Below are 22,064 nucleotides of genomic sequence, written 5' to 3'. Positions count from 1 at the left end.
CTCTCCTAGGACTCGGGGTGTGGAGCCACGACTTGACGCGAGCTCTCGACGAGATGTGCGCCATCGACTTCACGTGAGCTCGCGCCGAGATGCGCGCCATCGACTTCACGCGAGCTCTCGACGAAGGCGCGCCAGATCATCCGCCTGCGCGGCTTGCCGCTCGGGGTGCGGGGCAGGGCGCCACGCGGCACCCTGCGTACGACGGCTTCGGCACCGGGGACCGCGTGGCGCAACATTCGTAGTACGTCGGCGTCTTGAGGCCCGCCAGTGGCAGGAGCCCCGTCCTCGATGACGGCGGCGGCGACGGCGCCCGTCACGTCCTCTCCGAGCACCACGGCCGCCCGTGGGGGCAGACCGCCGGCACGTCGGAGGTTCTGCTCCACGTCCTCGGCGAAGATCCGCAGCCCCCGCAGCTTCAGGCTGTCACCGATCCGGCCGCGCACGAACAGCTGCCCGTCCGCGACGAACCCGGCGTCGCCGGTGCGCAGTTCACCGTTCTCGGTACGGGTGCCGCCGGCGCCGTCACCGAGGTGGTCGACCGCGAGATACGGACTGCGTACGGCGATCTCGCCCACGCCGCGGTCCGGGAGTTCGTTGCCATGGTCGTCGACGATCCGCACCGTGATGCCGGGCAACGGGGTACCGCATCCGACGACCGACTTCTCCTCCGCCCAGCTCTGCCCGTGGCGCAGCCCGGTGACCGCGAGCGCGGCCTCGGCGAGCCCGTACGCGGGCAGCAGCGCGCGGCGGCTCAGGCCGCGTGGGCCGAGCAGCGCGTGGAACCCCTGCAGCGTGCCGGGCGGAATGCGCTCCGCTCCCACGACCAGCGACCGCCAGCCGGAGAAGTCCAGCCCGGACAGGTCCTCGGGCCGGACCTTCCGCAGAATGTGGTCGAGGCCGAAGGCGGGCGTGGCACTGATCGAGGCACCGTGCCGGCCGAAGCACTCCAGATACTCGAGCGGCCGCCGTACGAACGCCTCGGGCCGTGTCAACCAGAGCTCGTCCTGCCCGAGCACCGCCCCGAGCAGACAGCCGACGAGCCCCATGTCGTGGTGAACGGGCAGCCAACTGGCCCAGACGCACCCGGGCGACGCGTCGAGCCAGCCGCGGATCGCCGCGACATGGGCGGCGAGGGCCGCACTGTCGAGATACACCCCTCGGGCACGCCCACTCGACCCCGAGGTGAACTGCACAAGGCCTCGTACGGCTGGGTGGGGTGGGGCAGTGGTCTCCGGGCGACCCGGATCCGCCGTGTGCCCTCCGCCGCGGCCCGTCGGGGCCAGCAACTCCGCGCCCGGCACCAGCGCCACATCCCGCGGCAGCGGGCCGGACAGCGGTGCGTCGGCGACGACCGCCCGGGGTCGGGCCGCGGTCAGCAGGCCGGTCATCCGGTCGTCGTAGCCGGGTGTGGCGGGCGCGCCGGCGATCGGGGGTGCCAGGGGCGCTGGGGTGGCCCCAGCCAGGAGGGTGCCGAAGAAGGCGGCGAGGAAGGCCGGGCCCGAGGGCAGGACGAGGGCGACGATGTCGTCGTGGCCGACCCCTGCCGCGGTCAAGGTCCGGGCGGCACCGTGACTGAGCTGCGCCAGCTCGGCGTAGGTGTGCCGCTCCCAACCGGCCTCCTGCAGGCGGAAGTTGACTCCGGTGTCAACGCTCGGCGCGTCGAGCCAGCTCACCAACGAAGGGGCGCTCACGGTCCGTTCACCTCCAGCCGCGTGGTCATCGGGGAGCCTAGGCGCCGGGTGGGCGGGGCCGGATGATGCTGTTGAGTGTCTTTCACCCGCCCCTCGCGCCCCTGCCGCCCGGTGGATCCTGGTGGCCCCGCGGCGCGGGCACCTCGCGCGGCTCGACGCCCACAGCGGGCACCGGCCCCGCGCAGGGGACCGCACCGCACCGACAGGGAGGCGATCCATGCTGGAAGGCTGTGTTCCGTGGCCCACCGAGTTCGCCGAGCGCTATCGGAGGGAGGGCTACTGGCAGGGCCGTACCCTGCACGACCTGTTGCGGGCCGCCGAGCGCGAGCACGGCGACCGGACCGCGGTGGTGTCCGGCGCGCGGCGCCTGACCTTCACCCGACTTCTCGCAGAGGCCGATGAGTTGGCGGCGGGCCTGTACGACTCGGGGGTACGCGCACGGGACCGGGTGGTAGTCCAGCTGCCGAACCAGGACACCTTCGTCGTCCTGTGCTTCGCGCTGTTCCGGCTCGGCGCCGTACCCGTGATGGCGCTGCCGGGGCACCGCCGCAACGAGATCGTCCATCTGTGCCGCCACGCGGACGCCGTCGCCTATGTGGTGCCGGACCGCTTCCAGGGCTACGACTACCGCGCGCTGGCCCGCGAGGTCCGCGCCGAGGTGCCGGGGCTGCGCCACGTCCTGGTCGCCGGTGACGCGGGCGAGTTCACCCCGCTGGCCGGGCTGCGGGCGGCGCCGGTGCAACTGCCGCCGGTGGACCCCGGTGAGGTCGCGCTGCTGCTGCTGTCCGGCGGGACCACGGGGTTGCCCAAGCTGATCCCCCGCACGCACGACGACTACGCGTACAACGCGCTGGCCTGCGCCCGGGCCCTGGACGTCGACCGGCACAGCGCCTATCTCGCGGCCACCCCCGTGGCCCACAACGCGGCGCTCGGCTGCCCCGGCGTGCTGGGCACGCTCTTCGTCGGCGGCAAGGCCGTACTCGCCGCGAACCCGAGCCCGGAGGAGGCCCTGCCACTGGTGCTGCGCGAGGGGGTCACGCTCACCACGCTGGTGCCGCCGCTGGTGATGATGTGGCTGGCGGACCCCGAGGTCGCCAAGGCGGATCTGTCCGGACTGCTGTTGCAGGTCGGCAGCTCCAAGTTCCAGCCGGAGGTGGCCCGTCAGGTGCGCGCCACGCTCGGCTGCCGGCTCACCCAGTGGTACGGCATCGGCGAGGGGCTGCTCACCCACACCCGGCTGGACGACCCGGACGACGTGGTCCTCACGACCGAGGGCCGCCCGCTCAGCGGGGCCGACGAGATCCGCGTGGTGGACGACGCCGGAAGGGACGTATCGCCGGGCGAGGTGGGCGAGTTGCTGGCCCGGGGCCCGTACACGATCCGCGGGTACTACCGGGCCGCCGAGCAGAACGCGAAGGCCTTCACCCCGGACGGGTTCTTCCGCACCGGCGATCTGGTCCGGCTGACGCCCGAGCGGAACCTGGTGGTGTCCGGGCGGGTCAAGGACATCATTCACCGCGGCGGGGACAAGGTGTCGGCCGAGGAGGTCGAGAACCATCTGCTGGCCCATCCGGCGGTGCGTGACGTGGCGGTGGTCGGCCTGGCCGACGACTCCCTCGGAGAGCGGGTCTGCGCGTATGTCATCGCCGAGTCGGACCCGGACGCCGCGCCCGGGGAGCGGCTGCGGCTCGGCCGCCTGAAGGCGTTCCTCAAGGAGCGCGGTCTGGCCGCCTACAAGCTCCCGGACCAGCTGGAACTCGTCGACTCCTTTCCCAAGACCCCGGTGGGCAAGGTCGACAAGAAGGTGCTGCGCGCGCGTGGCGGCAGCTGACGGAGCGTCGCCGCGCGTGGCGGGGCCGGACCGAGCATTGCCGGGCGTGGCGCGTCCTGACCGAGCACGGCCGCGCGTGGCGGAGCCTGAGCGAACATTTCCGCCTGTCGCGAGGCCTGACGGAACATTGCCGCGCATCGCGGGGCCTGACCGTGCACGGCCGCGCATCGCGGAGCCGGACCGAGCACGGCCGCCCGTCGCGGAGCCGGACCGACCACTGCCACGCATCGCGGGGCCTGACCGACCACCGCCGCGCATCGCGGAGCCGGACCGAGCACGGCCGCCCGTCGCGGAGCCGGACCGAGCACGGCCGCCCGTCGCGGGGCCTGACCGACCACTGCCGCCCGTCGCCAAGCCGGACCGACCACTGCCGCCCGTCGCGAAGCCGGACGACGCGCTGCTGCGGGCCCCGCTCCCCTCCTCGGTATACGGGGCACTGCTGCGAGCCGTACTCCCGTCCTGGGCGTACGGCGCGGCCCGCGCCGCGGACGTCGTCCCGTCCGCGGAGCTGTTCCCCGAGGAGGCCGCGGTCTGCGCGGAGGCCGGCCCGCGCCGGCGGGCGGAGTTCACCGCCGGCCGCTGGTGCGCCCACCGGGCGCTCGCCGCGCTGGGCGCGGGGCGGGTGGCCGTGCCGCGCGGGGCGCGAGGCATGCCGGTCTGGCCGGACGGTGTCGTCGGCAGCATCACCCACTGCGAGGGTTACCGGGCTGCCGCCGTCTGCCGCGGTGGGGACGCCCGGGCACTGGGGATCGACGCGGAGCCGGCGGCGCCACTCCCGGCGCGGGTGCGCGCCGGTCTCTTCAGGACCCAAGCAAGAGTCGAAGCAGGGGCCGAAACTGGGGCCGATTCCGGCGACGAATCCAGGGACGAAGAGGACGCGTTCGCCGCCGACTTGGCTCGACGGCTGCCCGGCTTTCCCGTCGACCGGCTGCTCTTCAGCGCCAAGGAGGCGGCGTACAAGGCGTGGTCGTCGTACGCCGACCGGCCACCGCCGTTGCGCGAGCTGCGCGTGGTGTCCGCGCTGCCGGACAGGGCGGCGGTGGCTCACGCCCGGCCGGCTCTGTCGGGAACCTTCACCGTGCGCGTGCCGCGCGGCTTCGCCCTGTGCAACGGAGATCACCTGTACGGCAGTTGGCGCGCCGGCGCGGGGCTGCTGATCTCCTCCGCGCTGATCGTGCACGGGGCCGCGGAGCGGCTTCAGAGTGGATCGGCGTGGGTTTCGAGCACATAGCCGCGACCCCAGACGGTGCGGATGGACAGCCCGAGTGGCTGAATTCGATCCCTGATCCGCATCATGTGCAGATCGAGGGCGTTCCGTGTCCTCGACCCGTTGACCTGGCCGAGGCGGAAGCGGAGTGCCTCGCGGGGTACGACCTCGCGATAGCGCGGGACGAGCAGTTCAAGGAGTTCCGCCTGAGTCGGTGACACGGTGACGGAGCGCGAGCAGAAGCGCAGGACGCCGCTCTCGTCCAGATACGGCAGTCGATTCATGTGGTAGCGACGACTGAGGGCGTCCACCCGGGCCTGGAGGTCGTGCGGGGGTATCGGCGCCCGCACCCAGTCCTCGCACACGTCCTCACAGATGGGTGCTTCCGCACCCGCTTCGACGACCAGGATTCTCGGTTGGCCCGTCGATCGACATCGATCACGCAATTCCCGCTGTGCCGGCCACCGCAGGAGCCGGACTTCTTCACGTGACAACTACGCGCTCCCTCCACGCGCCTGAAGTTCTACGCCGTGCCGGCCCCCGTACTCCTGCCACCGGATGCCGCGCATGTCCCATCGGCGAGCTTCGAGCACACATCAGATTGGCATGCACAACTTTTTCGCCGCAACCGATTGGCGCGGGGCTTCCGGTGAACTCTTGCAGCGGGCGTCCGACGTGCACATATGGGTCGGACGATCACTTCACCGGGGCACTGATCACGGGGCACTGGTTGATTTTCGAATGAAATCGAACCGGCCTGCAGCTCTCCCGCTTCGTGGTACCCACGCCCTCGTTGAAGTCTTGACTTCGCGATCACGCGACAACGCGTGCACAGCCATCACTCCCCCGTAAACAGCAGACGATTACCTCGTCCTTTTCGAATTCCTGGACCGGACCGCCCTGGCCGGCGGTGCGCGGTTCGCGCCTCTCAGTCCCCCGGAAATCCGCAGCTCCAATGTACGGTTCCGAGCGCGCGATCACGGTCAAATCTGTCAGCTATGTTTCGGCCAGGTTCAGCGTAGTGACACGGGCACACTGCGGTAGGAGCGGAACGTTACGCTTGGCCTGCGCACGACATTTCCGGCCGCCTCCAGGACGGGCGCGTGGCGCAGCAGCCAGCCGAGCGCCGCCTGCCCCTCGATCCTGGCCAGAGATGCCCCCAGGCAGTGGTGGGCGCCCCCGCCGAAGCTGAGGTGGGCGTTGGGGGTACGGCCGACATCGAGACGCTCCGGGTCGGGGAAACGCCGCTCGTCGTGATTGGCCGAACCCAGCAGCAGGACCAGCACCCGCCCGGGCCGCACGGTACGCCCCCCGACCCGCACCGGTTCCTTGACCAGGCGCGCGGTCGCCTGGATCGGCGCGTCGTAGCGGAGGAACTCGTCGACGGCCGTCGGCAGCAGCCCCGGATCGTGGCGCAGCCGGGCCAGCTCCGCCGGGTGGCGCAGCAGGGCCGCGACGCTGGTGGCGATCAGATTGGTGGTGGTCTCGAAGCCGGCGAAGAAGAGGAAGATGACGTTGTCGACGATCTCCTCGCTGCTCAGCCGCGCCCCCGGCTCCTCGGCGACCTCGGCCGTGATCATCTGCGAGAGCAGATCGTCGCCGAGCGCGGCGCGGCGCTCGGCCAGCAGGCCTCCGATGTATGCGCGCAGCCAGGCCACGGCCTCGTGCGCCGCTTCCCGGTCCTCCTTCGCCACGTACAGGGCGAAGGCCTTGGCGAGATCGATCGCCCGCGGCCGTACGAGGTCCCGGTCGACCGAGGGGATGCCCACCAGTTCGCACACGACGGTGACCGGAAGCGGAAAGGCGAGCCCGGTCACCGCGTCGAACGACCCTCGCTCGAGTGCGGGGGCGAGCAGCGCGTCGACCTGCCGCTCTATGTAGTCGTGCATCCGCTGCACCAGACGCGGACTGAACGCCTTGGCCATGAGCCGGCGCAGCCGCGTGTGGTCCGGTGCGTCGCGATCGAGAATGATGCGCTGGAAGAAGGAGTTGGCGGGTCCGTCCCCGATGCTGAATTCATGGTATTCCGGTGGATATTCGTGACTGAGCCGCCGGTCACGCAGCAGTGGCGCGACATCGTCGTACCGGCTCACCACCCACTGTCCGGGACCGCCCCGGCTCAGCCGCCCGGAGGAACGCAGCTCCGCATAGATCGGATACGGGTCGGAAAGCACCGCGGGATCCCTGGAATCGAATTTAAGAGGCAGCTCGGAATTCACTTCCACTCCCCCAGGCGAGGAAATTGAGCCAAGAAAATGCGCCGCCCCGCAGCGTACCATTTCGACAGCCACCCCCGACAGCTGTCACACTCGAAATGGAGCCCCGCTTCGGCAGTACGCGTATTTCCTGTCAGGGTCCTTTCAGAATTCCCCCGCACCAGCCCGTCGCAAGGCATCCTCACCCCTGTGACCGATGCCATGGACACACGACTGCCCCGATTCGTTCTGGACGATCCCGAATTCCTTCGCGACCCTTATCCGGTCTACCGGGAACTACGGGAACGGGGACCGCTGTGCCGGGGCGGTCCGGCCCAGTGGGTCGTGACGCGCCATGCGGAGGTGTCCGCCCTGCTGCGCGACCGGAGACTCGGCAGGGAATTCCCCGAGGAGTTCCAGAACATCTCGGTCGGTCCCGGTCCCGCGGTGGACTTTCTGCGGCGCATCGTCATCGACCGTGACCCGCAGGAACACACCCGGCTGCGCCGCCTGCTCACCAGGGCGCTCACCCCGGCGACCGTGCGGGCGCTGGCCGCGCCGATGGCCGCGATGGTGGACGGCCTGCTGGACGACGCCGTCGAGCGCGGGAGCTTCGACGCGGTGACCGACCTCGCGCAGCCGCTGCCCGTGCTGGTGATGAGCACCCTGCTGGGGATACCCCCGCAGGACCACGCCGACGTCATGGAGCGGTCGATCGACGTCTCCAAGGCTTTCGCCGTCTTCATTCCGGAACAGGAGCGTGCCGCGGCGCACGAAGCGGTCGTCTGGCTGCGCGGGTACTTCCGCACCCTGCTGCGCCGACGGCGGTCGGCGCCCGGGAACGACCTGCTCACCGCCCTCGCCACCGTGCGAGACGGTGACTGGTCACTGTCCGAGGAGGAGGCCGTCGACAACGCGCTCTTCCTCTACTACGCCGGCTTCGAGACGACGACGAACCTGATCGCGACCGGCTGTGCGGCGCTGCTGCACCACCCCGGCGAACAGCGCAGGCTGCGCGCCGACCGCACGCTGCTGCCCACCGCGCTGGAGGAGTTCCTGCGCTGGGACGCCCCGATCCACACGACGACCCGGCTCACCCTGGAACCCGTCGAGGTCGCAGGCCGCACCCTGCGCAGGGGCCGGGTCGTGGTCCTGCTGCTGGCCTCGGCCAACCACGACGAGCGGCAGTTCGCCGACCCGGGCGGACTCGACGTGGGCCGGCGGCCCAATGCCCATCTCAGCTTCGGCGGCGGTGTGCACCACTGTCTCGGCGCGATGCTGGCCCGGGTGGAGGCGACGGCCGTCTTCGACCGGCTGCTGGACCGGTTCACCGCACTGGAACCGGCGGGCGAGGAGGACTGGCAGCCGAGCGGGGGCGGATTCCGCTTCCCCTACTGCGCCTATCGATCCATCCCTGTGCGGATCCGCTGAAAAGCGCCGCGCTCAGCCTCCCGTTCCGGGCTGCGCGCGGCGCTCGGTCCGCCCTCGGCCGGTCCTCAGCCGGCCGGAAGGATGTTGTGGTTCACGCGGAAGAGGTTCTCGGGGTCGTACTTGGTCTTGAGTGCCCTGAGCCGCGGATAGTTCACTCCGTAGGCATCGGCCACTCGTTCGGGACCGTCGTCCCCGAGATGATTCACATACACCCCGCCCGTGGTGTACGGCAGGATCCGCTCGTATACGTTCTGGGTCCAGTCGATGTTCTGCTGATCCTCGCTCTCGTCCTCCCATTGACTGAGAACGCTGACCAGATATCCGTCGCGATGCGGAAAAGCCGTTGCGTCCGGGGGAAGTTGGGCCATCACTCCGCCCATGAGCCCGCCGCCGACGAGAGAAAGCGGAGAGGGATTGCTCGCATAGCCGTCGCCCAGGATGTCGAGGGCTTCCGGATGGAGTTCGTCCATGTGGAAGGAGCGGGCATACAGCCGTCGCCCTGCCACGGTGTTGTCGTCCAGCATCCGCTGCACGGCGAGATAGGGCATGGCTCCGACATGGTTGAGCAGGGGCTTCCTGCCGAGGCCCGCGAGCGGCGCCACCGCCTCCTCCGCGCCGGCCGACGGGTCGGCGTGCACATAGCCCAGGCCGACAGCCGGTTCGCCCTCCACGGTGAGGAAGGCGAACGAGGTGGTGAGCGCGTCCGGCGCGGTCTCGTTGAACTCGCTCAGCCCGCGGGCCACGGCACCCGTCTCGGCGACGGGGAAGGCCAGCAGTCCGGCCACGCAGTCGCCCTGCGGATGGAGCTTGTACTCGAAGGAGGTGGCCACACCGAAGTTGCCGCCGCCGCCCCGGATCGCCCAGAACAGGTCGGGGTCGTCCTGCGGACTCGCCCTGCGGATCTCGCCGTCGGCGAGGACGATGTCGGCACAGAGCAGGTTGTCGACGAGCAGTCCGCGGTACCGGCCCAGCCACCCGAGACCGCCGCCCAGCGTCATGCCACCGATGCCGATGTACGACTCCTGGGAGCCGGTCACCGCCAGCCCGAAGTGCATGGTCTCGGCGTCGAAGTCGCCCTGGAGGAGTCCGGGTTGGGCCTGTGCCGTGCGCCGGCCCGGGTCGACCCTGATGCCGCGCAGCGCGGAGGTGTCGACGACCAGTCCGCCCTCGCAGCTGCCGGTGCCCGCGAAGCAGTGCCCGCCTCCTGTCACCGCGAGCAGCACACCGTGCTCCTTCGCGAACCGCACGGCGGTGATGACGTCCGCCGCGCCCTGGACCCGGACTATCGCTCCGGGACGGCGTTCGAAGTAGGCGTTCCAGATGGCCTTCGCGGCCGCGTACTCCTGATCCTCCTCGGTGATGACGGGGCCACGCAGCCGCTGCCGCAGCTCAGTGACAGCACGCTCTGGCACGCTCTCGCCCTGGGATGTGGTCAACCGCATCGCGCCTCCCGTACGCCTGGGGGTCTCGGTTCCGGGACCATCAAACTCCCGTGCGGCGCCCCGTCGGCGTCCCCGGACAGACCGTCGAAAGATCCACGCCGGACGTCCGCCCCGGCTGCGGCCGGCAGGGCGCTCCGATACGCTGACTCGGTCCTCAGACGCATCCGACCTGACCACCGGAGCCGCGAGATGTACGCACGACGGGTCGTACCCAACATCCAGTCAGTCGCCCTGAAGGAAAGTTCCGAGTTCTACGGCCTGCTTGGCTTCGAGGAAGTCATGAACCACGGCTGGATCGTGACCCTGGCCTCCGCCGAGAACCCCGCCGTCCAGGTCAGCCTGATGACCGACGACGCGACCGCCCCCGTGGCACCGGACATGAGCATCGAGGTCGAGGACGTAGACGCGGTCTACGCCGAGGTGCGCAGGAGCGGTGCCGAGATCGTGCACCCGCTGACCGACGAGGAGTGGGGCGTACGCCGTTTCTTCGTCCGGGACCCCAACGGCCGCGTGGTCAACGTCCTCAGCCACAGCTGACTCCGCGCGCACGTCCTCCTTGGAGGCGGGGTCTCTCCCCCCTCCGCCGGACATCATGGGAGCCGCCACCCCTTCCCGGGGTGACGGCTCCCTCGTCATGTCGGTGCTCATCCCTTGATCAGGGTGATGTCCCGCTCCCGGATCGCGTGGAACTTCGGCAGCAGGAGGCCCGACTCGGTGCTCAGTTCCATCAGCGTGGCCTCGACGTGGGCGTTGCCCGCCGTGAGGGTGCCGAGCTCGCGCTTCTCCGAGTTGGTCCAGCGGTGTTCCGCGCCGTCGCAGACGGCCGAGGTGCCGCCGACGCCCTGGCGCACACGGGAATCGCCCTGTGACACCGAGGAGGAGACGAACACGGGCCCAGTAGCGTTCAGACAGCGGTAGGTGCCGGAGAGGGTGATGGTTCCGTCGGCCGCCACATGACCGGTCGGGTCGACGCTCACCTGCTCGTGCGCTTCGTGCGAGGGTGACACGGCCGCGGCGGTCGGGGCGACCGTCACAAGCAGGGCGGCGCCGGTGGCCGCCGCGGTGATGACCTGGCGCAAGGACATGGAAGTACCTCCTGGAACGGGGCCTGGAAGGGGCGCTCCATGGGTACCTGTCCGGCGTACCGAGAGCTGTGATCGTCACCCTTTGGTGGCGAGTTGGCACCGTCCTTTGGTGGCGAGTTGGCACCGTCCGTCTTGGGGAGGTCCGAGAGTTGTCCTCGTGTTGTCACGCTTCACGGCCGGCTGTTCCGATGAGTTCGCCGCGCGCGCATGGTCTAAGCATGCGAGGGCGGCGACACCGCCGCCGAAACCCGTCGCATCCGACGTGGAGGTGCGCCATGTGTTCACACCAGTCTTCGTGCCCGTCCGCGGACTCCAACGCCCCGCACATCGTGGTGGCCCACCCCGAGCAGGGCTGGAACCTCCTGTGCAACGGCGCGATCGTCTTCGACGACAGCGGCGAGCTGCTGCCCGACGGCAGCGTGGTCGCTCCTCACCGGGTGTTCGTCGGGCAGCTGGCCGTCGCCGCCTGACCCTTCGCTAGCTCAGCACCGCGAAGCCGTCGAGTTCCACCAGGGCCTGTTCGTCCCAGAGGCGGGCGGCGCCGATGACGGCCATCGCGGGGTAGTCGCGGCCCGCCAACTCCCGCCAGATACGCCCGAGTTCGGGGGCCTGGGCACGATAGTCGGCGACGTCGGTGGCGTAGACCGTGACCCGTGCGAGGTCGGCCGGGGCTCCGCCCGCGGCCCGCAGCGCGGTCAGCAGATTCGTCAGCGCCACCTCGAACTGCTCCGGCAGCGTCTCGCCGACCACCTTCCCGTCCGTGTCGAGCGCGGTCTGGCCCGCCAGGAAGACGAGGCGGGTGCCGGTGGCGACGACGGCATGGGAGAAGCCGGTGGGCGGGGAGAGATCGGGCGGGTTGACGCGCTCGGTGCTCACTGGGCCTCCACGGTCTCGATGCTCACGGAGCCTTCATGGCGGCGTTCGGATCCGTGGGCGTCTTCCTGTACAACTCCTTGGCGATGACCGCCCGTTGGACCTCGCTCGCGCCCTCGTAGATCCGGGGTGCGCGGACCTCACGGTAGAGGTGTTCGAGGAGATGACCTCGGCTCAGGGCACGGGCGCCGTGCAGTTGGACCGCGGCGTCGACGACGTACTGGGCCGTCTCGGTGGCCAGCAGCTTCGCCATCGCCGCGCGTTTGGGTACGTCGGGGGCCCCTTCGTCGTACGCCGCCGCGGCCGCGTACACCATCAGGCGGGCCGCCTCCGTACGCAGCGCCATCTCGGCGACCTGGTGGGCCACCGTCTGAAGGTCCTTCAGCTTGCCGCCGAACGCGTCCCGCCCAGCCGTGTGCGCGAGGGTCGCGTCCAGCGCCGCCTGCGCCATACCGACCGCGAACGCGCCCACGCTCGGCCGGAAGAGATTGAGGGTGTGCATGGCGACCCGGAAGCCGCGGTCCGGCTCCCCGAGCACGTCGTCCGCCGTCACCGGTACGGCGTCGAAGGTGAGGGCGCCGATGGGGTGGGGCGAGAGCATGTCGAGCGGGGTGCCGGTGAGGCCCGGCCGGTCGGCGGGCACGAGGAAGGCGGTGACTCCGCGGGCTCCGGCGTCGGGAGCGGTCCGCGCGAAGACGGTGTAGAAGTCGGCCTCGGGCGCGTTGGAGATCCAGCACTTCTCACCGGTGAGCCGCCAGCGCCCCGAACCGTCGGCGTCGGCGACGGTCGCCGCGCCAGGCACAGCGACCGGGGAGTCTCCCGCCTCCGGGCCGCCGGGGCCCGCGACCGCCGGGCCGTGCGGCTCGGCGAGGCCGTCGAGTCCTGCGGCTTCCGGGCCGGTGGCTCCGACGATCGGCGAGCCGTGCGGTTCGGTGATCGGCGGGTCTCCCGACTCCGGGCCGTCGGGTCCGGCGCCATACGAGCCGCCCGATGCAGCGACCGGCGAACGGTCCGCTTCAATGACCGGCGAGCCGCCGGCCTCCGGGCCGTGCCGCTCGGCGACCCGCGAGCCGCCACCCGCCCGGCCGACCGGTTCCGCCCGCAGCGCCAGCGCCGCCGCGTCCGAGCCCGCGCCCGGCTCGCTGAGGGCGAAGGCGGCGACGACGGTGCCGTCGCGGACGCCGGGCAGCCAGCGGTCGCGCTGGGCCGCCGTGCCGTACGCGTGCACCGGATGGGCGCCCAGGCCCTGCAGGGCGAGCGCGGTCTCGGCCTCGGTGCAGGCCTGGGCCAGGGACTCGCGCATCAGGCACAGGTCGAGCGCGCCCGAGGTGAACAGACGGGCGAGCAGACCGAGTCGGCCGAGTTCGGCGACGAGGGGGCGGTTGACGTGGCCCGGCTCGCCTTTCTCCGCCAGTGGGCGCAGTTGCTCCGCGGCGAGTGTGCGCAGCTCGGCACACCAGGCGGTTCGCGCCGGATCGAGCGAGAATGCGGTCATTGCCGGTCCCCTCTCCCCCGCCGGGCCACACCTCGGGGCCCGCCGGGTCACCCTTCCACGTTATCGCGAACCGTTGACTGTCGTCACCAACACGATACGCTCCTGGTGCGAGCCCACCACGACAAGGGGGCGAACCACCATGGACCCCAGGGACACCGCGGAGCCGACGACCTCGGCCCACGTCGACACCTTCCCGCGCGACCACCTCCCGCTCCCCGAACACTGGCCCGAGCTCCACTTCGATCTGCCTGAGCTGCGCTACCCCGACCGGCTGAACTGCGCCGCCGAGCTCCTCGACCACGCCCGCCCCGACCGCCCCGTCTTCCGTACGGCCTCCGGCGACGTCTGGACGTACGGACAGCTCAGCGCCCGTGTCGACCGCATCGCCCATGTGCTGACCACCGAACTGGGCGTCGTCCCCGGCAACCGGGTGCTGCTGCGCGGCCCCACCACACCGTGGCTGGCCGCGTGCTGGCTGGCGGTGCTGAAGGCCGGCGCGGTCGCCGTCACCGTGCTGGCGCAACAGCGCCCGCACGAGCTGACCACCATGTGCGAGATCGCCCGGGTGACGCACGCGCTGTGCGACGTACGGTCGGTCGACGACCTGGTCAAGGCGGAGATCCGGGGGCTGCGGGTCACCACGTACGGCGGTGACGCACCCGATGACCTGCTGCTGCGGATCACGGGCGCGCCCGACGAGCCGTTCGCCGCCGTCGACACCGCCGCCGACGACGTCGCGCTGATCGCGTTCACATCGGGCACGACCGGTCGCCCCAAAGGCTGTATGCACTTCCACCGCGATGTGCTGGCGATAGCGGACACCTTCTCGAAGCATGTGTTGCAGCCACATGAGGACGATGTCTTCGCGGGCAGTCCCCCACTGGGTTTCACGTTCGGGCTCGGCGGTCTCGTCGTCTTCCCGATGCGCGTCGGCGCCTGCTCCCTGCTGCTCGAACAGGCGGGCCCCAAGCAGCTGTTGCCCGCCATCGCCGAGCACCGCGTCTCCGTGCTGTTCACCGCGCCGACCGCGTACCGGGCGATGCTCGCGGAGCTGGAGGAGCACGACACCGGGTCGCTGCGGCGCTGTGTGTCCGCGGGCGAGAACCTGCCCGCCGCGACCTGGCGGGACTGGCACACCCGCACCGGCCTGCGCATCATCAACGGCATCGGCGCCACCGAACTGCTGCACATTTTCATCTCGGCGGCCGACGAGCACATCCGCCCCGGCACCACGGGCATCCCGGTACCGGGGTGGCACGCGCGCGTGGTCGACGATTTCGGCGAACCCGTGCCGGACGGCGAGCCCGGGCTGCTCGCCGTGCGCGGCCCGGTCGGCTGCCGCTATCTCGCCGACCCACGGCAACGGGAGTACGTACGCGGCGGCTGGAACATCACCGGCGACACCTATGTGCGCGACCCCGACGGCTACTTCCGCTATGTGGCCCGCGCCGACGACATGATCATCTCGGCGGGGTACAACATCGCGGGCCCGGAGGTGGAGGACGCGCTGCTGCGTCACCCGGACGTGGTCGAGACGGCGGTCGTGGGGCAGTCCGACGAGGCGCGCGGGCAGGTCGTCGTGGCGTACGCGGTCCTCAGGGAGGGCGCGCGCAAGGACCCGGAGGCGCTGCGCGCCTTCCTCAAGTCCGAGCTGGCTCCGTACAAATGCCCCCGCGAGATCGTCTTCCTGGACGCGCTGCCGCGCACCGCGACGGGAAAGCTCCAGCGGTTCCGGCTGCGCAAAGACGCCGGTCCGGACCTCATGTCGCCGCCCGCCCCGGAAGGTGACTTGTCCACGGGCGGCGGTCCCAAGTGATCTTCGCGCACTAGAGTGATCAACGTGTCAGAGCAGCACGCCCCCCGGTCCCTCATCGTCACGTTCTACGGCGCGTACGGCCGTTTCATGCCCGGCCCCGTGCCGGTGGCCGAGCTGATCCGGCTCCTCGCCGCGGTCGGCGTCGACGCGCCCTCCGTACGGTCGTCGGTGTCACGGCTCAAGCGCCGCGGCCTCCTCGAGCCGGCACGCACGGCGGCGGGCGCGGCCGGGTACGCGCTGTCGACGGACGCGCGACAGCTGCTCGACGACGGCGACCGGCGGGTGTACGCGACGGCGCCTCCCGAGGACGACGGCTGGGTGCTCGCCGTCTTCTCCGTGCCCGAGTCCGAGCGCCAGAAGCGGCACGTCCTGCGCTCGCGGCTCGCCGGTCTCGGCTTCGGGACAGCGGCCCCCGGAGTGTGGCTCGCCCCGGCGCGGCTCTACGAGGAGACCCGGCACACCCTGGAGCGGCTGCGGCTCGACCCTTACGTGGAGCTGTTCCGCGGGGAGCACCTGGGCTTCGCGGCGACGGCCGACGCGGTCGCCCGCTGGTGGGACCTGGCTGCGATCGCCAAGGAACACGAGGAGTTCCTCGACCAGCACGCGCCCGTGCTGCACGCCTGGGAGCGGCGAGCGGACACCCCGCCGGAGGAGGCGTACCGCGACTATCTGCTCGCCCTCGACTCCTGGCGCCACCTCCCGTACACCGACCCGGGACTGCCCGCCGCGCTGCTGCCCCAGGACTGGCCGGGCGCCCGCTCGGCCACCGTCTTCCGGGCGCTGCACGAGCGGCTGCGGGACGCGGGGGCAGTCTTCGCGGGCGTGCCCGGGCACTTCCGGCACTCTGATGGCGTATGACCTCGCTTACATCATGAGGCGCTAAGGGAACCCTCAGGCTCCTCCGTCCCTCTTCTCATGTTTCTTACCTAGCGTCGTGAGCCGCACGCCAGGACAGGAAGAGGACAGCACGTATGACCACCACGGCAAGGGCTCAGGGAGCCACCGTCTGGCTCACGGGCCTGCCGAGCGCGGGCAAGACGACCATCGCACGCCTTCTGGGCAGCCGCCTGAGGGCCGAGGGGCACCGCGTGGAGGTCCTCGACGGGGACGAGATCCGCCGCTTCCTCTCCGCCGGCCTCGGCTTCTCCCGTGAGGACCGCAACACCAACGTGCAGCGCATCGGCCTGGTCGCCGAGGTCCTCGCACGCAACGGCGTCCTTGCCGTGGTGCCCGTCATCGCCCCGTACGCCGACAGCCGCGAGGCCGTCCGGGGGCGCCACGAGGCGAGCGGGACGCCCTACGTCGAGGTGCATGTCGCCACCCCGGTCGAGGTGTGCAGCGAGCGCGATGTGAAGGGGCTGTACGCCCGGCAGGCCGCGGGCCGGCTCAGCGGGCTGACCGGTGTCGACGATCCGTACGAGCCGCCCCTCGACCCGGCGCTCACGCTGGAGACGCACCTGCAGACGCCCGAGGAGTCCGCGGCCTGTGTGTACGCGGTGCTCGCGGCGCGGGGGCTCGTGTGACCGCTTCCACGGCTGAGCGTGCCTTTACGCTGTCGCACCTGGATGCGCTGGAGTCCGAGGCCGTTCATATCTTCCGCGAGGTCGCGGGCGAGTTCGAGCGGCCGGTGATCCTCTTCTCCGGCGGCAAGGACTCCATCGTCATGCTGCACCTGGCGCTGAAGGCCTTCGCCCCCGCGGCGGTCCCCTTCTCACTGCTGCACGTGGACACCGGACACAACTTCCCCGAAGTCCTCGAATACCGCGACCGCACGGTCAAAAAGCACGGCCTGCGCCTCCATGTCGCCTCCGTACAGGACTACATCGACCGCGGTGTGCTCCGCGAGCGCCCCGACGGCACCCGCAACCCGCTGCAGACCGTGCCACTCACCGAGAAGATCCAGTCCGAACGCTTCGACGCCGTCTTCGGCGGCGGACGCCGCGACGAGGAAAAAGCCCGCGCCAAGGAACGCGTCTTCTCGCTGCGCGACGAGTTCTCCCAGTGGGACCCACGCCGCCAGCGCCCCGAACTGTGGCAGCTCTACAACGGCCGCCACGCCCCCGGCGAACACGTCCGCGTCTTCCCGCTGTCCAACTGGACCGAGCTCGACGTGTGGCAGTACATCGCCCGCGAGGGCATCGAACTGCCCGAGATCTACTTCGCGCACCAGCGTGAGGTCTTCAAGCGGTCCGGCATGTGGCTGACCGCCGGTGACTGGGGCGGCCCCGAGAACGGCGAGACGGTCGAGAAGCGGCTCGTCCGCTACCGCACCGTCGGTGACATGTCCTGCACGGGAGCCGTCGACTCCGACGCGACCACGCTGGACGCCGTCATCGCCGAGATCGCCGCCTCCCGCCTCACCGAGCGCGGCGCCACCCGCGCCGACGACAAGATGTCCGAGGCCGCGATGGAAGACCGCAAGCGCGAGGGGTACTTCTAGACATGACCAGCACCACCATCGACACCCTGAGGTTTGCCACGGCGGGCTCCGTCGACGACGGCAAATCCACGCTCGTCGGACGTCTGCTGCACGACTCCAAGTCCGTCCTGACGGACCAGCTCGAGGCCGTCGAGCGCGTCTCGGCCAGCCGCGGCCAGGACGCCCCCGACCTCGCCCTCCTCACCGACGGCCTGCGCGCCGAGCGCGAACAGGGCATCACCATCGACGTCGCCTACCGCTACTTCGCCACCGCGCGCCGCCGCTTCATCCTCGCCGACACCCCAGGCCATGTGCAGTACACACGGAACATGGTCACCGGCGCCTCGACCGCCGAGCTGGCGATCATCCTGGTCGACGCCCGTCACGGCGTGGTCGAGCAGACCCATCGGCACGCCGCCGTCGCCGCGCTGCTGCGCGTCCCCCACGTCGTCCTCGCCGTGAACAAGATGGACCTCGTCGGGCACGAGGAGAAGGACTTCGAACACATCGCCGAAGACTTCGCCGGCCACGCGGCCGAGTTGGACCTGCCGGGCTTCACGCCGATCCCGGTGTCCGCGCTGTGCGGTGACAATGTGGTGGAGCGTTCGGCGCACATGGGCTGGTACGAGGGTCCGGCGCTCCTTGAGTTCCTGGAGACCGTGCCGGTGGGCTCCGACGTGTCGGCCGCTCCGGCGCGCTTCCCGGTGCAGTACGTCATCCGGCACGACGAAGTCCGCCACTACGCGGGCCAGTTGGTGTCAGGAGAGCTGCGCGTCGGCAACCGCGTCACGGTCCACCCGTCCGGCGAGACCTCCGAGATCGTCGCCATCGACGTACTCGGCAAGGACGCCGACGTGGCGTACGCGCCCCAGTCGTTGACGCTGCGCCTGGCCGACGAGCGTGATGTCTCGCGCGGCGACATGATCACGGCCGGGCCCGACGCGCCCGCGCTCACGCAGGACGTCCGGGCGGCCGTCTGCCATCTGGCCGACCGCGCGCTGCGGGTCGGCGACCGGGTGCTGGTCAGGCACACCACGCGGACCGTGAAGGCGATCGTCAAGGACCTGGGCGGCGCGGCGGAGCTGACCGCGAACGACCTCGGCCGGATCACCCTGCGCACCGCCGAGCCGCTCGCGCTCGACGACTACGCCGACTCCCGTCGCACCGGCGCGTTCATCCTGGTCGACCCGGCGGACGGTGCGACGCTGACGGCGGGGATGGCCGACCTCTCGTAGGTGCGCGAATGCCCTCAAGTCCCCAGTGTGAGCCGAGGTTTGGGGGCATCGGTGCGTCCGGTCTGCGGGCGCCTGCTGCCCGCCCGGTAGGGCATCGGCCAGGCGACACCCGGACCCTCGTACCCCTGCTCGGCCGCCGCGTGCAGCGTCCAGTGCGGGTCGTACAGATGGGGCCTGGCGAGCGCGCACAGGTCCGTACGCCCGGCCAGGATCAGGGAGTTGACGTCGTCCCAGGAGGAGATCGCGCCGACGGCGATCACGGGGATGCCGGTCTCGTGGCGGATCCGGTCGGCGTACGGCGTCTGGTACGACCGCCCGTACTCGGGGCGCTCGTCCGCCACCACCTGGCCCGTCGACACGTCGACCGCGTCGGCGCCGTGCGCGGCGAAGGCCCGCGCGATCTCGACGGCGTCGTCCCCACTGGTGCCGCCGTCGGCCCAGTCGGTGGCGGAGATACGGACGGTCATGGGCCGCTCCTCGGGCCACATGGCCCGTACGGCGTCGAAGACTTCGAGCGGGAAGCGGAGTCTGCGGGCGAGCGAGCCGCCGTACGCGTCGGTGCGCCGGTTGGTCAGCGGCGACAGGAAGCCGGAGAGCAAGTAGCCGTGGGCGCAGTGCAGTTCGAGCAGATCGAAGCCGCTGCGCGCGGCGCGCCAGGCGGCGGCCGTGAACTGTTCGCGGATGTCGGTGAGTTGGGCACGCGACAGCTCACGGGGTGTCTGGTTCCGCGCCTTGTACGGGATCGGGGACGCGGCCACGAGGGGCCAGTTGCCGTCCTCCAGCGGCTCGTCGATGCCCTCCCACATCAGCTTGGTCGATCCCTTGCGGCCGGAGTGGCCGAGCTGCACGCCGATCGCGGTGCCCGGCGCCTGCGCGTGGACGAAGTCGGTGATCCGCCGCCAGGCCTCGGCCTGGCGCCCGGTGTAGAGCCCCGCGCAGCCGGGTGTGATGCGGCCCTCGGCGCTCACGCACACCATCTCGGTCATCACCAGTCCGGCGCCGCCGAGTGCCCGCGCGCCCAGGTGGACGAGGTGGAAGTCGCCGGGGACGCCGTCCACGGCCGAGTACATGTCCATGGGCGAGACGACGACCCGGTTGCGCAGGGTGAGGCCACGCAGCCGGAACGGCGTGAACATCGGGGGTGTACCCGCCGGACACCCGAACTCGCGCTCCACGGACTCGGTGAAGTGCGCGTCGCGCAGCCGCAGGTTGTCGTGGGTGACGCGGCGGCTGCGGGTGAGGAGGTTGAAGGCGAACTGGCGTGAGGGCTGGTCGAGGTAGCGGTCCAGGTGCTCGAACCACTCCAGGCTGGCGCGCGCCGCCCGCTGTGTGGACGCGACGACCGGGCGCCGCTCCTCCTCGTAGGCCCTGAGGGCCTGAGTCAGATCGGCTTGCTCCTCCAGACAGGCGACCAGCGCGAGCGCGTCCTCGACCGCCAGCTTCGTGCCGGAGCCGATGGAGAAGTGGGCGGTGTGCGCGGCGTCGCCGAGGAGGACCAGATTCCGGTGCGCCCAGCGATCGTTGACGACCGTCCGGAAGGTGGTCCACGCCGACTTGTTGGACCGCAGCGGCCGTCCGCCCAGCGCGTCCGCGAAGATCTTCGCGCACCGCTCGACGGACTCCTGCTCGTCGAGCTCCGCGAACCCGGCCGTCCGCCAGACCTCTTCGCGCATCTCGACGATGACGGTCGAAGAGCCTGCCGCGTACGGGTAGCCGTGCAGCTGCATCACGCCGTGCTCGGTCTCGGCGATCTCGAAGCGGAACGCGTCGAAGGCGAAGTCGGCGGCGAGCCAGATGTAGCGGCAGCGATGTTCTTCGACAGACGGCCCGAACACCTCCGCGTACGCCGCGCGCGTAAGGCTGTGCACCCCGTCGGCCGCGACGACGAGGTCGTACGCCGTCATCAGCTCGCCCACCGGCGGGGCCTCCGCCCGGAAGCGCAGCTCGACGCCGAGCGAGCGGCAGCGTTCGTGCAGGATCTCAAGGAGCCTGCGCCTGCCGAGGGCCGCGAAGCCGTGGCCACCGGAGGTGTGGCGCACTCCCCGGTGCACGATGTCGATGTCGTCCCAGCGCACGAACTCGTCCTGGAGCGCCGCGTACACGACCGGGTCGGCGTGCTCGATGCCGCCGAGCGTCTCGTCGGAGAGCACGACGCCGAAGCCGAAGGTGTCGTCGGGGGCGTTGCGCTCCCAGACGGTGACCTCGCGAGAGGGGTCGAGCCGCTTGAGGAGGGCGGCGGCGTAGAGGCCACCGGGGCCGCCGCCGATGACAGCGACGCGCAGGGGTGCCCGCGGGTCGGCGCCCGCAGCCTCCGGCACGCGCGCGTCCTCGGACGGCGGCGCGCCCGCTGCCGCCTGCCACCCGTGCCCACCCGCCGGAACCGAGCCATCGCCCATCGCCGCTGCCGCGCCGCCCACCGCCGCCACGGCTATCGCCCCCGCCACTTCGGAGGCCGCTTCTCCGTGAACGCCGCATGGAACTCGGCGTAGTCCTCCCCGTTCATCAGCAGGGCCTGGGTCGAGGCGTCGAGTTCGACGGAGGCGGCGAGCGGCATGTCCAGCTCGGCGGTGAGCAGGGCCTTGGTCTGGGCGTAGGCGAGGGCCGGGCCCTCGGCGAGGCGGTGGGCCAGCCGCTGTGCGGCCTCGTCGGCGCTGCCCTCGTCGGTGAGCTCGCTGATCAGGCCGATCCGCTCGGCCTCGGGCGCGCGCACGGGCTCACCGAGCATCAGCAGCCGGGTCGCGTGACCGAGCCCGACGACCCGGGGCAGCAGATAGGCCGCGCCCATGTCGCCGCCGGACAGCCCGACGCGGGTGAAGAGGAAGGCGAAGCGGGCCGAAGGGTCGGCGACCCGGAAGTCGGCCGCCAGCGCCAGCACGGCTCCGGCGCCCGCCGCCACGCCGTGCACCGCCGCGATCACCGGGAACGGGCATTCCCGTACCGCCCGTACGACCTGCCCGGTCATCCGGTTGAAGTCGAGGAGCTGGGCGGTGTCCATGGAGAGGGTCGCGCCGATGATCTCGTCGACGTCGCCTCCAGAGCAGAAGCCGCGTCCTTCGCCGGCCAGCACCAGGGCGCGTACGGATCGCTCGCGGGACAGCTCGGCGAGCAGGTCGCGCAGGTCGGCGTAGGCACCGAAGGTGAGCGCGTTGAGTTTCTCGGGGCGGGCCAGGGTGACCGTGGCGACCCCGTCGGCGACCTCGCACCTCAGGTGCTGCCAGTCGGGGGTGCGGGCGGCGGAGCCGGTGAAGGGACTCATGACGTGCGGCCTCCTCGGGTGGGGGCGGCGCTCTGCGGCTGCTCCATGAAGTTATCACTTCTCTGTGACTGTCGTCATGAGAGCGCGA

The 22,064-nt window shown here is 71.1% G+C and carries 19 protein-coding genes; 10 read left to right on the top strand and 9 right to left on the bottom strand.

What is annotated here, in order from left to right:
• Positions 1-5 precede the first annotated feature (5 nt).
• Positions 6-1,691 carry an AMP-binding protein gene (locus tag AB5J53_RS36070; protein WP_369249784.1) on the bottom strand — a complete coding sequence of 562 codons (1,686 nt, stop codon included), beginning with the start codon at positions 1,689-1,691 and terminating at the stop codon, positions 6-8.
• 217 nt (positions 1,692-1,908) lie between these two features.
• On the opposite strand from AB5J53_RS36070, the gene AB5J53_RS36065 reads away from it, so the two are divergent.
• Both AB5J53_RS36065 and AB5J53_RS36060 read left to right on the top strand, forming a co-directional pair.
• On the top strand, positions 1,909-3,522 hold the full coding sequence (locus AB5J53_RS36065) for a (2,3-dihydroxybenzoyl)adenylate synthase (RefSeq protein WP_369249783.1): 1,614 nt from the start codon (positions 1,909-1,911) through the stop codon (positions 3,520-3,522).
• A gap of 127 nt (positions 3,523-3,649) precedes the next feature.
• The gene (locus AB5J53_RS36060; RefSeq protein ID WP_369249782.1) at positions 3,650-4,753 is read left to right on the top strand and encodes a hypothetical protein; all 1,104 of its coding nucleotides are present in this window, start codon (positions 3,650-3,652) and stop codon (positions 4,751-4,753) included.
• Here the strand turns inward: AB5J53_RS36060 and AB5J53_RS36055 are convergent.
• Positions 4,720-5,094: a helix-turn-helix domain-containing protein gene (locus tag AB5J53_RS36055; RefSeq protein ID WP_369249781.1), complete on the bottom strand. Its 375-nt coding sequence runs from the start codon at positions 5,092-5,094 to the stop codon at positions 4,720-4,722. The genes AB5J53_RS36060 and AB5J53_RS36055 overlap by 34 nt on opposite strands.
• 648 nt (positions 5,095-5,742) lie before the next feature.
• Complete coding sequence (locus AB5J53_RS36050; protein WP_369249780.1) at positions 5,743-6,903, bottom strand: cytochrome P450; 1,161 nt, start codon at positions 6,901-6,903, stop codon at positions 5,743-5,745.
• Between the two features lie 231 nt (positions 6,904-7,134).
• Here AB5J53_RS36050 and AB5J53_RS36045 point away from each other — a divergent pair, with 231 nt between their 5' ends.
• Positions 7,135-8,355, top strand: a complete 1,221-nt coding sequence (locus tag AB5J53_RS36045; protein ID WP_369249779.1) for a cytochrome P450 — start codon at positions 7,135-7,137, stop codon at positions 8,353-8,355.
• A gap of 65 nt (positions 8,356-8,420) precedes the next feature.
• Here AB5J53_RS36045 and AB5J53_RS36040 read toward each other — a convergent pair whose 3' ends face one another.
• Positions 8,421-9,767, bottom strand: coding sequence for an FAD-binding oxidoreductase (locus tag AB5J53_RS36040; RefSeq protein WP_369249778.1), 1,347 nt, complete (start codon positions 9,765-9,767; stop codon positions 8,421-8,423).
• Positions 9,768-9,986: 219 nt separating this feature from the next.
• On the opposite strand from AB5J53_RS36040, the gene AB5J53_RS36035 reads away from it, so the two are divergent.
• Positions 9,987-10,334 (top strand): VOC family protein, encoded by a 348-nt coding sequence (locus AB5J53_RS36035; protein ID WP_369249777.1) that lies wholly within the window; start codon positions 9,987-9,989, stop codon positions 10,332-10,334.
• A 107-nt stretch (positions 10,335-10,441) separates the two neighbouring features.
• Here AB5J53_RS36035 and AB5J53_RS36030 read toward each other — a convergent pair whose 3' ends face one another.
• Positions 10,442-10,882: a DUF6299 family protein gene (locus tag AB5J53_RS36030; RefSeq protein WP_369249776.1), complete on the bottom strand. Its 441-nt coding sequence runs from the start codon at positions 10,880-10,882 to the stop codon at positions 10,442-10,444.
• A gap of 275 nt (positions 10,883-11,157) precedes the next feature.
• Here AB5J53_RS36030 and AB5J53_RS36025 point away from each other — a divergent pair, with 275 nt between their 5' ends.
• The gene (locus tag AB5J53_RS36025) at positions 11,158-11,352 is read left to right on the top strand and encodes a DUF5999 family protein (protein ID WP_369249775.1); all 195 of its coding nucleotides are present in this window, start codon (positions 11,158-11,160) and stop codon (positions 11,350-11,352) included.
• 7 nt (positions 11,353-11,359) lie between these two features.
• On the opposite strand, the gene AB5J53_RS36020 is transcribed toward AB5J53_RS36025, so the two are convergent.
• Both AB5J53_RS36020 and AB5J53_RS36015 read right to left on the bottom strand, forming a co-directional pair.
• Entirely contained in the window at positions 11,360-11,758 is a 399-nt protein-coding gene (locus AB5J53_RS36020; protein WP_369249774.1) for a RidA family protein, read from the bottom strand.
• Positions 11,759-11,780: 22 nt separating this feature from the next.
• Complete coding sequence (locus tag AB5J53_RS36015) at positions 11,781-13,250, bottom strand: acyl-CoA dehydrogenase family protein (RefSeq protein WP_369249773.1); 1,470 nt, start codon at positions 13,248-13,250, stop codon at positions 11,781-11,783.
• Between the two features lie 139 nt (positions 13,251-13,389).
• Between AB5J53_RS36015 and AB5J53_RS36010 the strand changes: the two genes are divergently transcribed.
• From AB5J53_RS36010 to AB5J53_RS35990, 5 genes are all read left to right on the top strand, one after another.
• Entirely contained in the window at positions 13,390-15,066 is a 1,677-nt protein-coding gene (locus AB5J53_RS36010) for an AMP-binding protein (protein WP_369249772.1), read from the top strand.
• A gap of 15 nt (positions 15,067-15,081) precedes the next feature.
• The gene (locus AB5J53_RS36005) at positions 15,082-15,924 is read left to right on the top strand and encodes a PaaX family transcriptional regulator C-terminal domain-containing protein (RefSeq protein ID WP_369249771.1); all 843 of its coding nucleotides are present in this window, start codon (positions 15,082-15,084) and stop codon (positions 15,922-15,924) included.
• Between the two features lie 113 nt (positions 15,925-16,037).
• Complete coding sequence (gene cysC, locus AB5J53_RS36000) at positions 16,038-16,589, top strand: adenylyl-sulfate kinase (protein ID WP_369249770.1); 552 nt, start codon at positions 16,038-16,040, stop codon at positions 16,587-16,589.
• Positions 16,586-17,506 (top strand): sulfate adenylyltransferase subunit CysD, encoded by a 921-nt coding sequence (gene cysD, locus AB5J53_RS35995; RefSeq protein ID WP_369249769.1) that lies wholly within the window; start codon positions 16,586-16,588, stop codon positions 17,504-17,506. The genes cysC and cysD overlap by 4 nt, the downstream gene beginning before the upstream one ends.
• A gap of 2 nt (positions 17,507-17,508) precedes the next feature.
• Complete coding sequence (locus AB5J53_RS35990) at positions 17,509-18,720, top strand: sulfate adenylyltransferase subunit 1 (RefSeq protein ID WP_369249768.1); 1,212 nt, start codon at positions 17,509-17,511, stop codon at positions 18,718-18,720.
• A gap of 14 nt (positions 18,721-18,734) precedes the next feature.
• Here the strand turns inward: AB5J53_RS35990 and AB5J53_RS35985 are convergent, their stop codons facing one another.
• Together AB5J53_RS35985 and AB5J53_RS35980 are read right to left on the bottom strand one after the other, a co-directional pair.
• Positions 18,735-21,002 carry a bifunctional salicylyl-CoA 5-hydroxylase/oxidoreductase gene (locus tag AB5J53_RS35985; protein ID WP_369252668.1) on the bottom strand — a complete coding sequence of 756 codons (2,268 nt, stop codon included), beginning with the start codon at positions 21,000-21,002 and terminating at the stop codon, positions 18,735-18,737.
• Between the two features lie 146 nt (positions 21,003-21,148).
• Positions 21,149-21,976 carry an enoyl-CoA hydratase family protein gene (locus AB5J53_RS35980; protein ID WP_369249767.1) on the bottom strand — a complete coding sequence of 276 codons (828 nt, stop codon included), beginning with the start codon at positions 21,974-21,976 and terminating at the stop codon, positions 21,149-21,151.
• Between the last annotated feature and the right edge of the window lie 88 nt (positions 21,977-22,064).

Source organism: Streptomyces sp. R41 (genome assembly GCF_041053055.1).
GTDB lineage: Bacteria > Actinomycetota > Actinomycetes > Streptomycetales > Streptomycetaceae > Streptomyces.
Note: the sequence above shows the minus strand (reverse complement) of the source record. Positions and strands in the feature narration are given on the sequence as shown.

Bases quoted from the DNA above. Each gene is read 5' to 3' on its own strand.
- AB5J53_RS36025 (WP_369249775.1), top strand. From the start codon at position 11,158: ATGTGTTCACACCAGTCTTCGTGCCCGTCCGCGGACTCCAACGCCCCG.
- AB5J53_RS36030 (WP_369249776.1), bottom strand. From the start codon at position 10,882: ATGTCCTTGCGCCAGGTCATCACCGCGGCGGCCACCGGCGCCGCCCTG.
- AB5J53_RS36035 (WP_369249777.1), top strand. From the start codon at position 9,987: ATGTACGCACGACGGGTCGTACCCAACATCCAGTCAGTCGCCCTGAAG.
- AB5J53_RS36010 (WP_369249772.1), top strand. From the start codon at position 13,390: ATGGACCCCAGGGACACCGCGGAGCCGACGACCTCGGCCCACGTCGAC.
- AB5J53_RS35990 (WP_369249768.1), top strand. From the start codon at position 17,509: ATGACCAGCACCACCATCGACACCCTGAGGTTTGCCACGGCGGGCTCC.
- AB5J53_RS36065 (WP_369249783.1), top strand. From the start codon at position 1,909: ATGCTGGAAGGCTGTGTTCCGTGGCCCACCGAGTTCGCCGAGCGCTAT.
- AB5J53_RS36015 (WP_369249773.1), bottom strand. From the start codon at position 13,250: ATGACCGCATTCTCGCTCGATCCGGCGCGAACCGCCTGGTGTGCCGAG.
- AB5J53_RS35980 (WP_369249767.1), bottom strand. From the start codon at position 21,976: ATGAGTCCCTTCACCGGCTCCGCCGCCCGCACCCCCGACTGGCAGCAC.
- cysC (WP_369249770.1), top strand. From the start codon at position 16,038: ATGACCACCACGGCAAGGGCTCAGGGAGCCACCGTCTGGCTCACGGGC.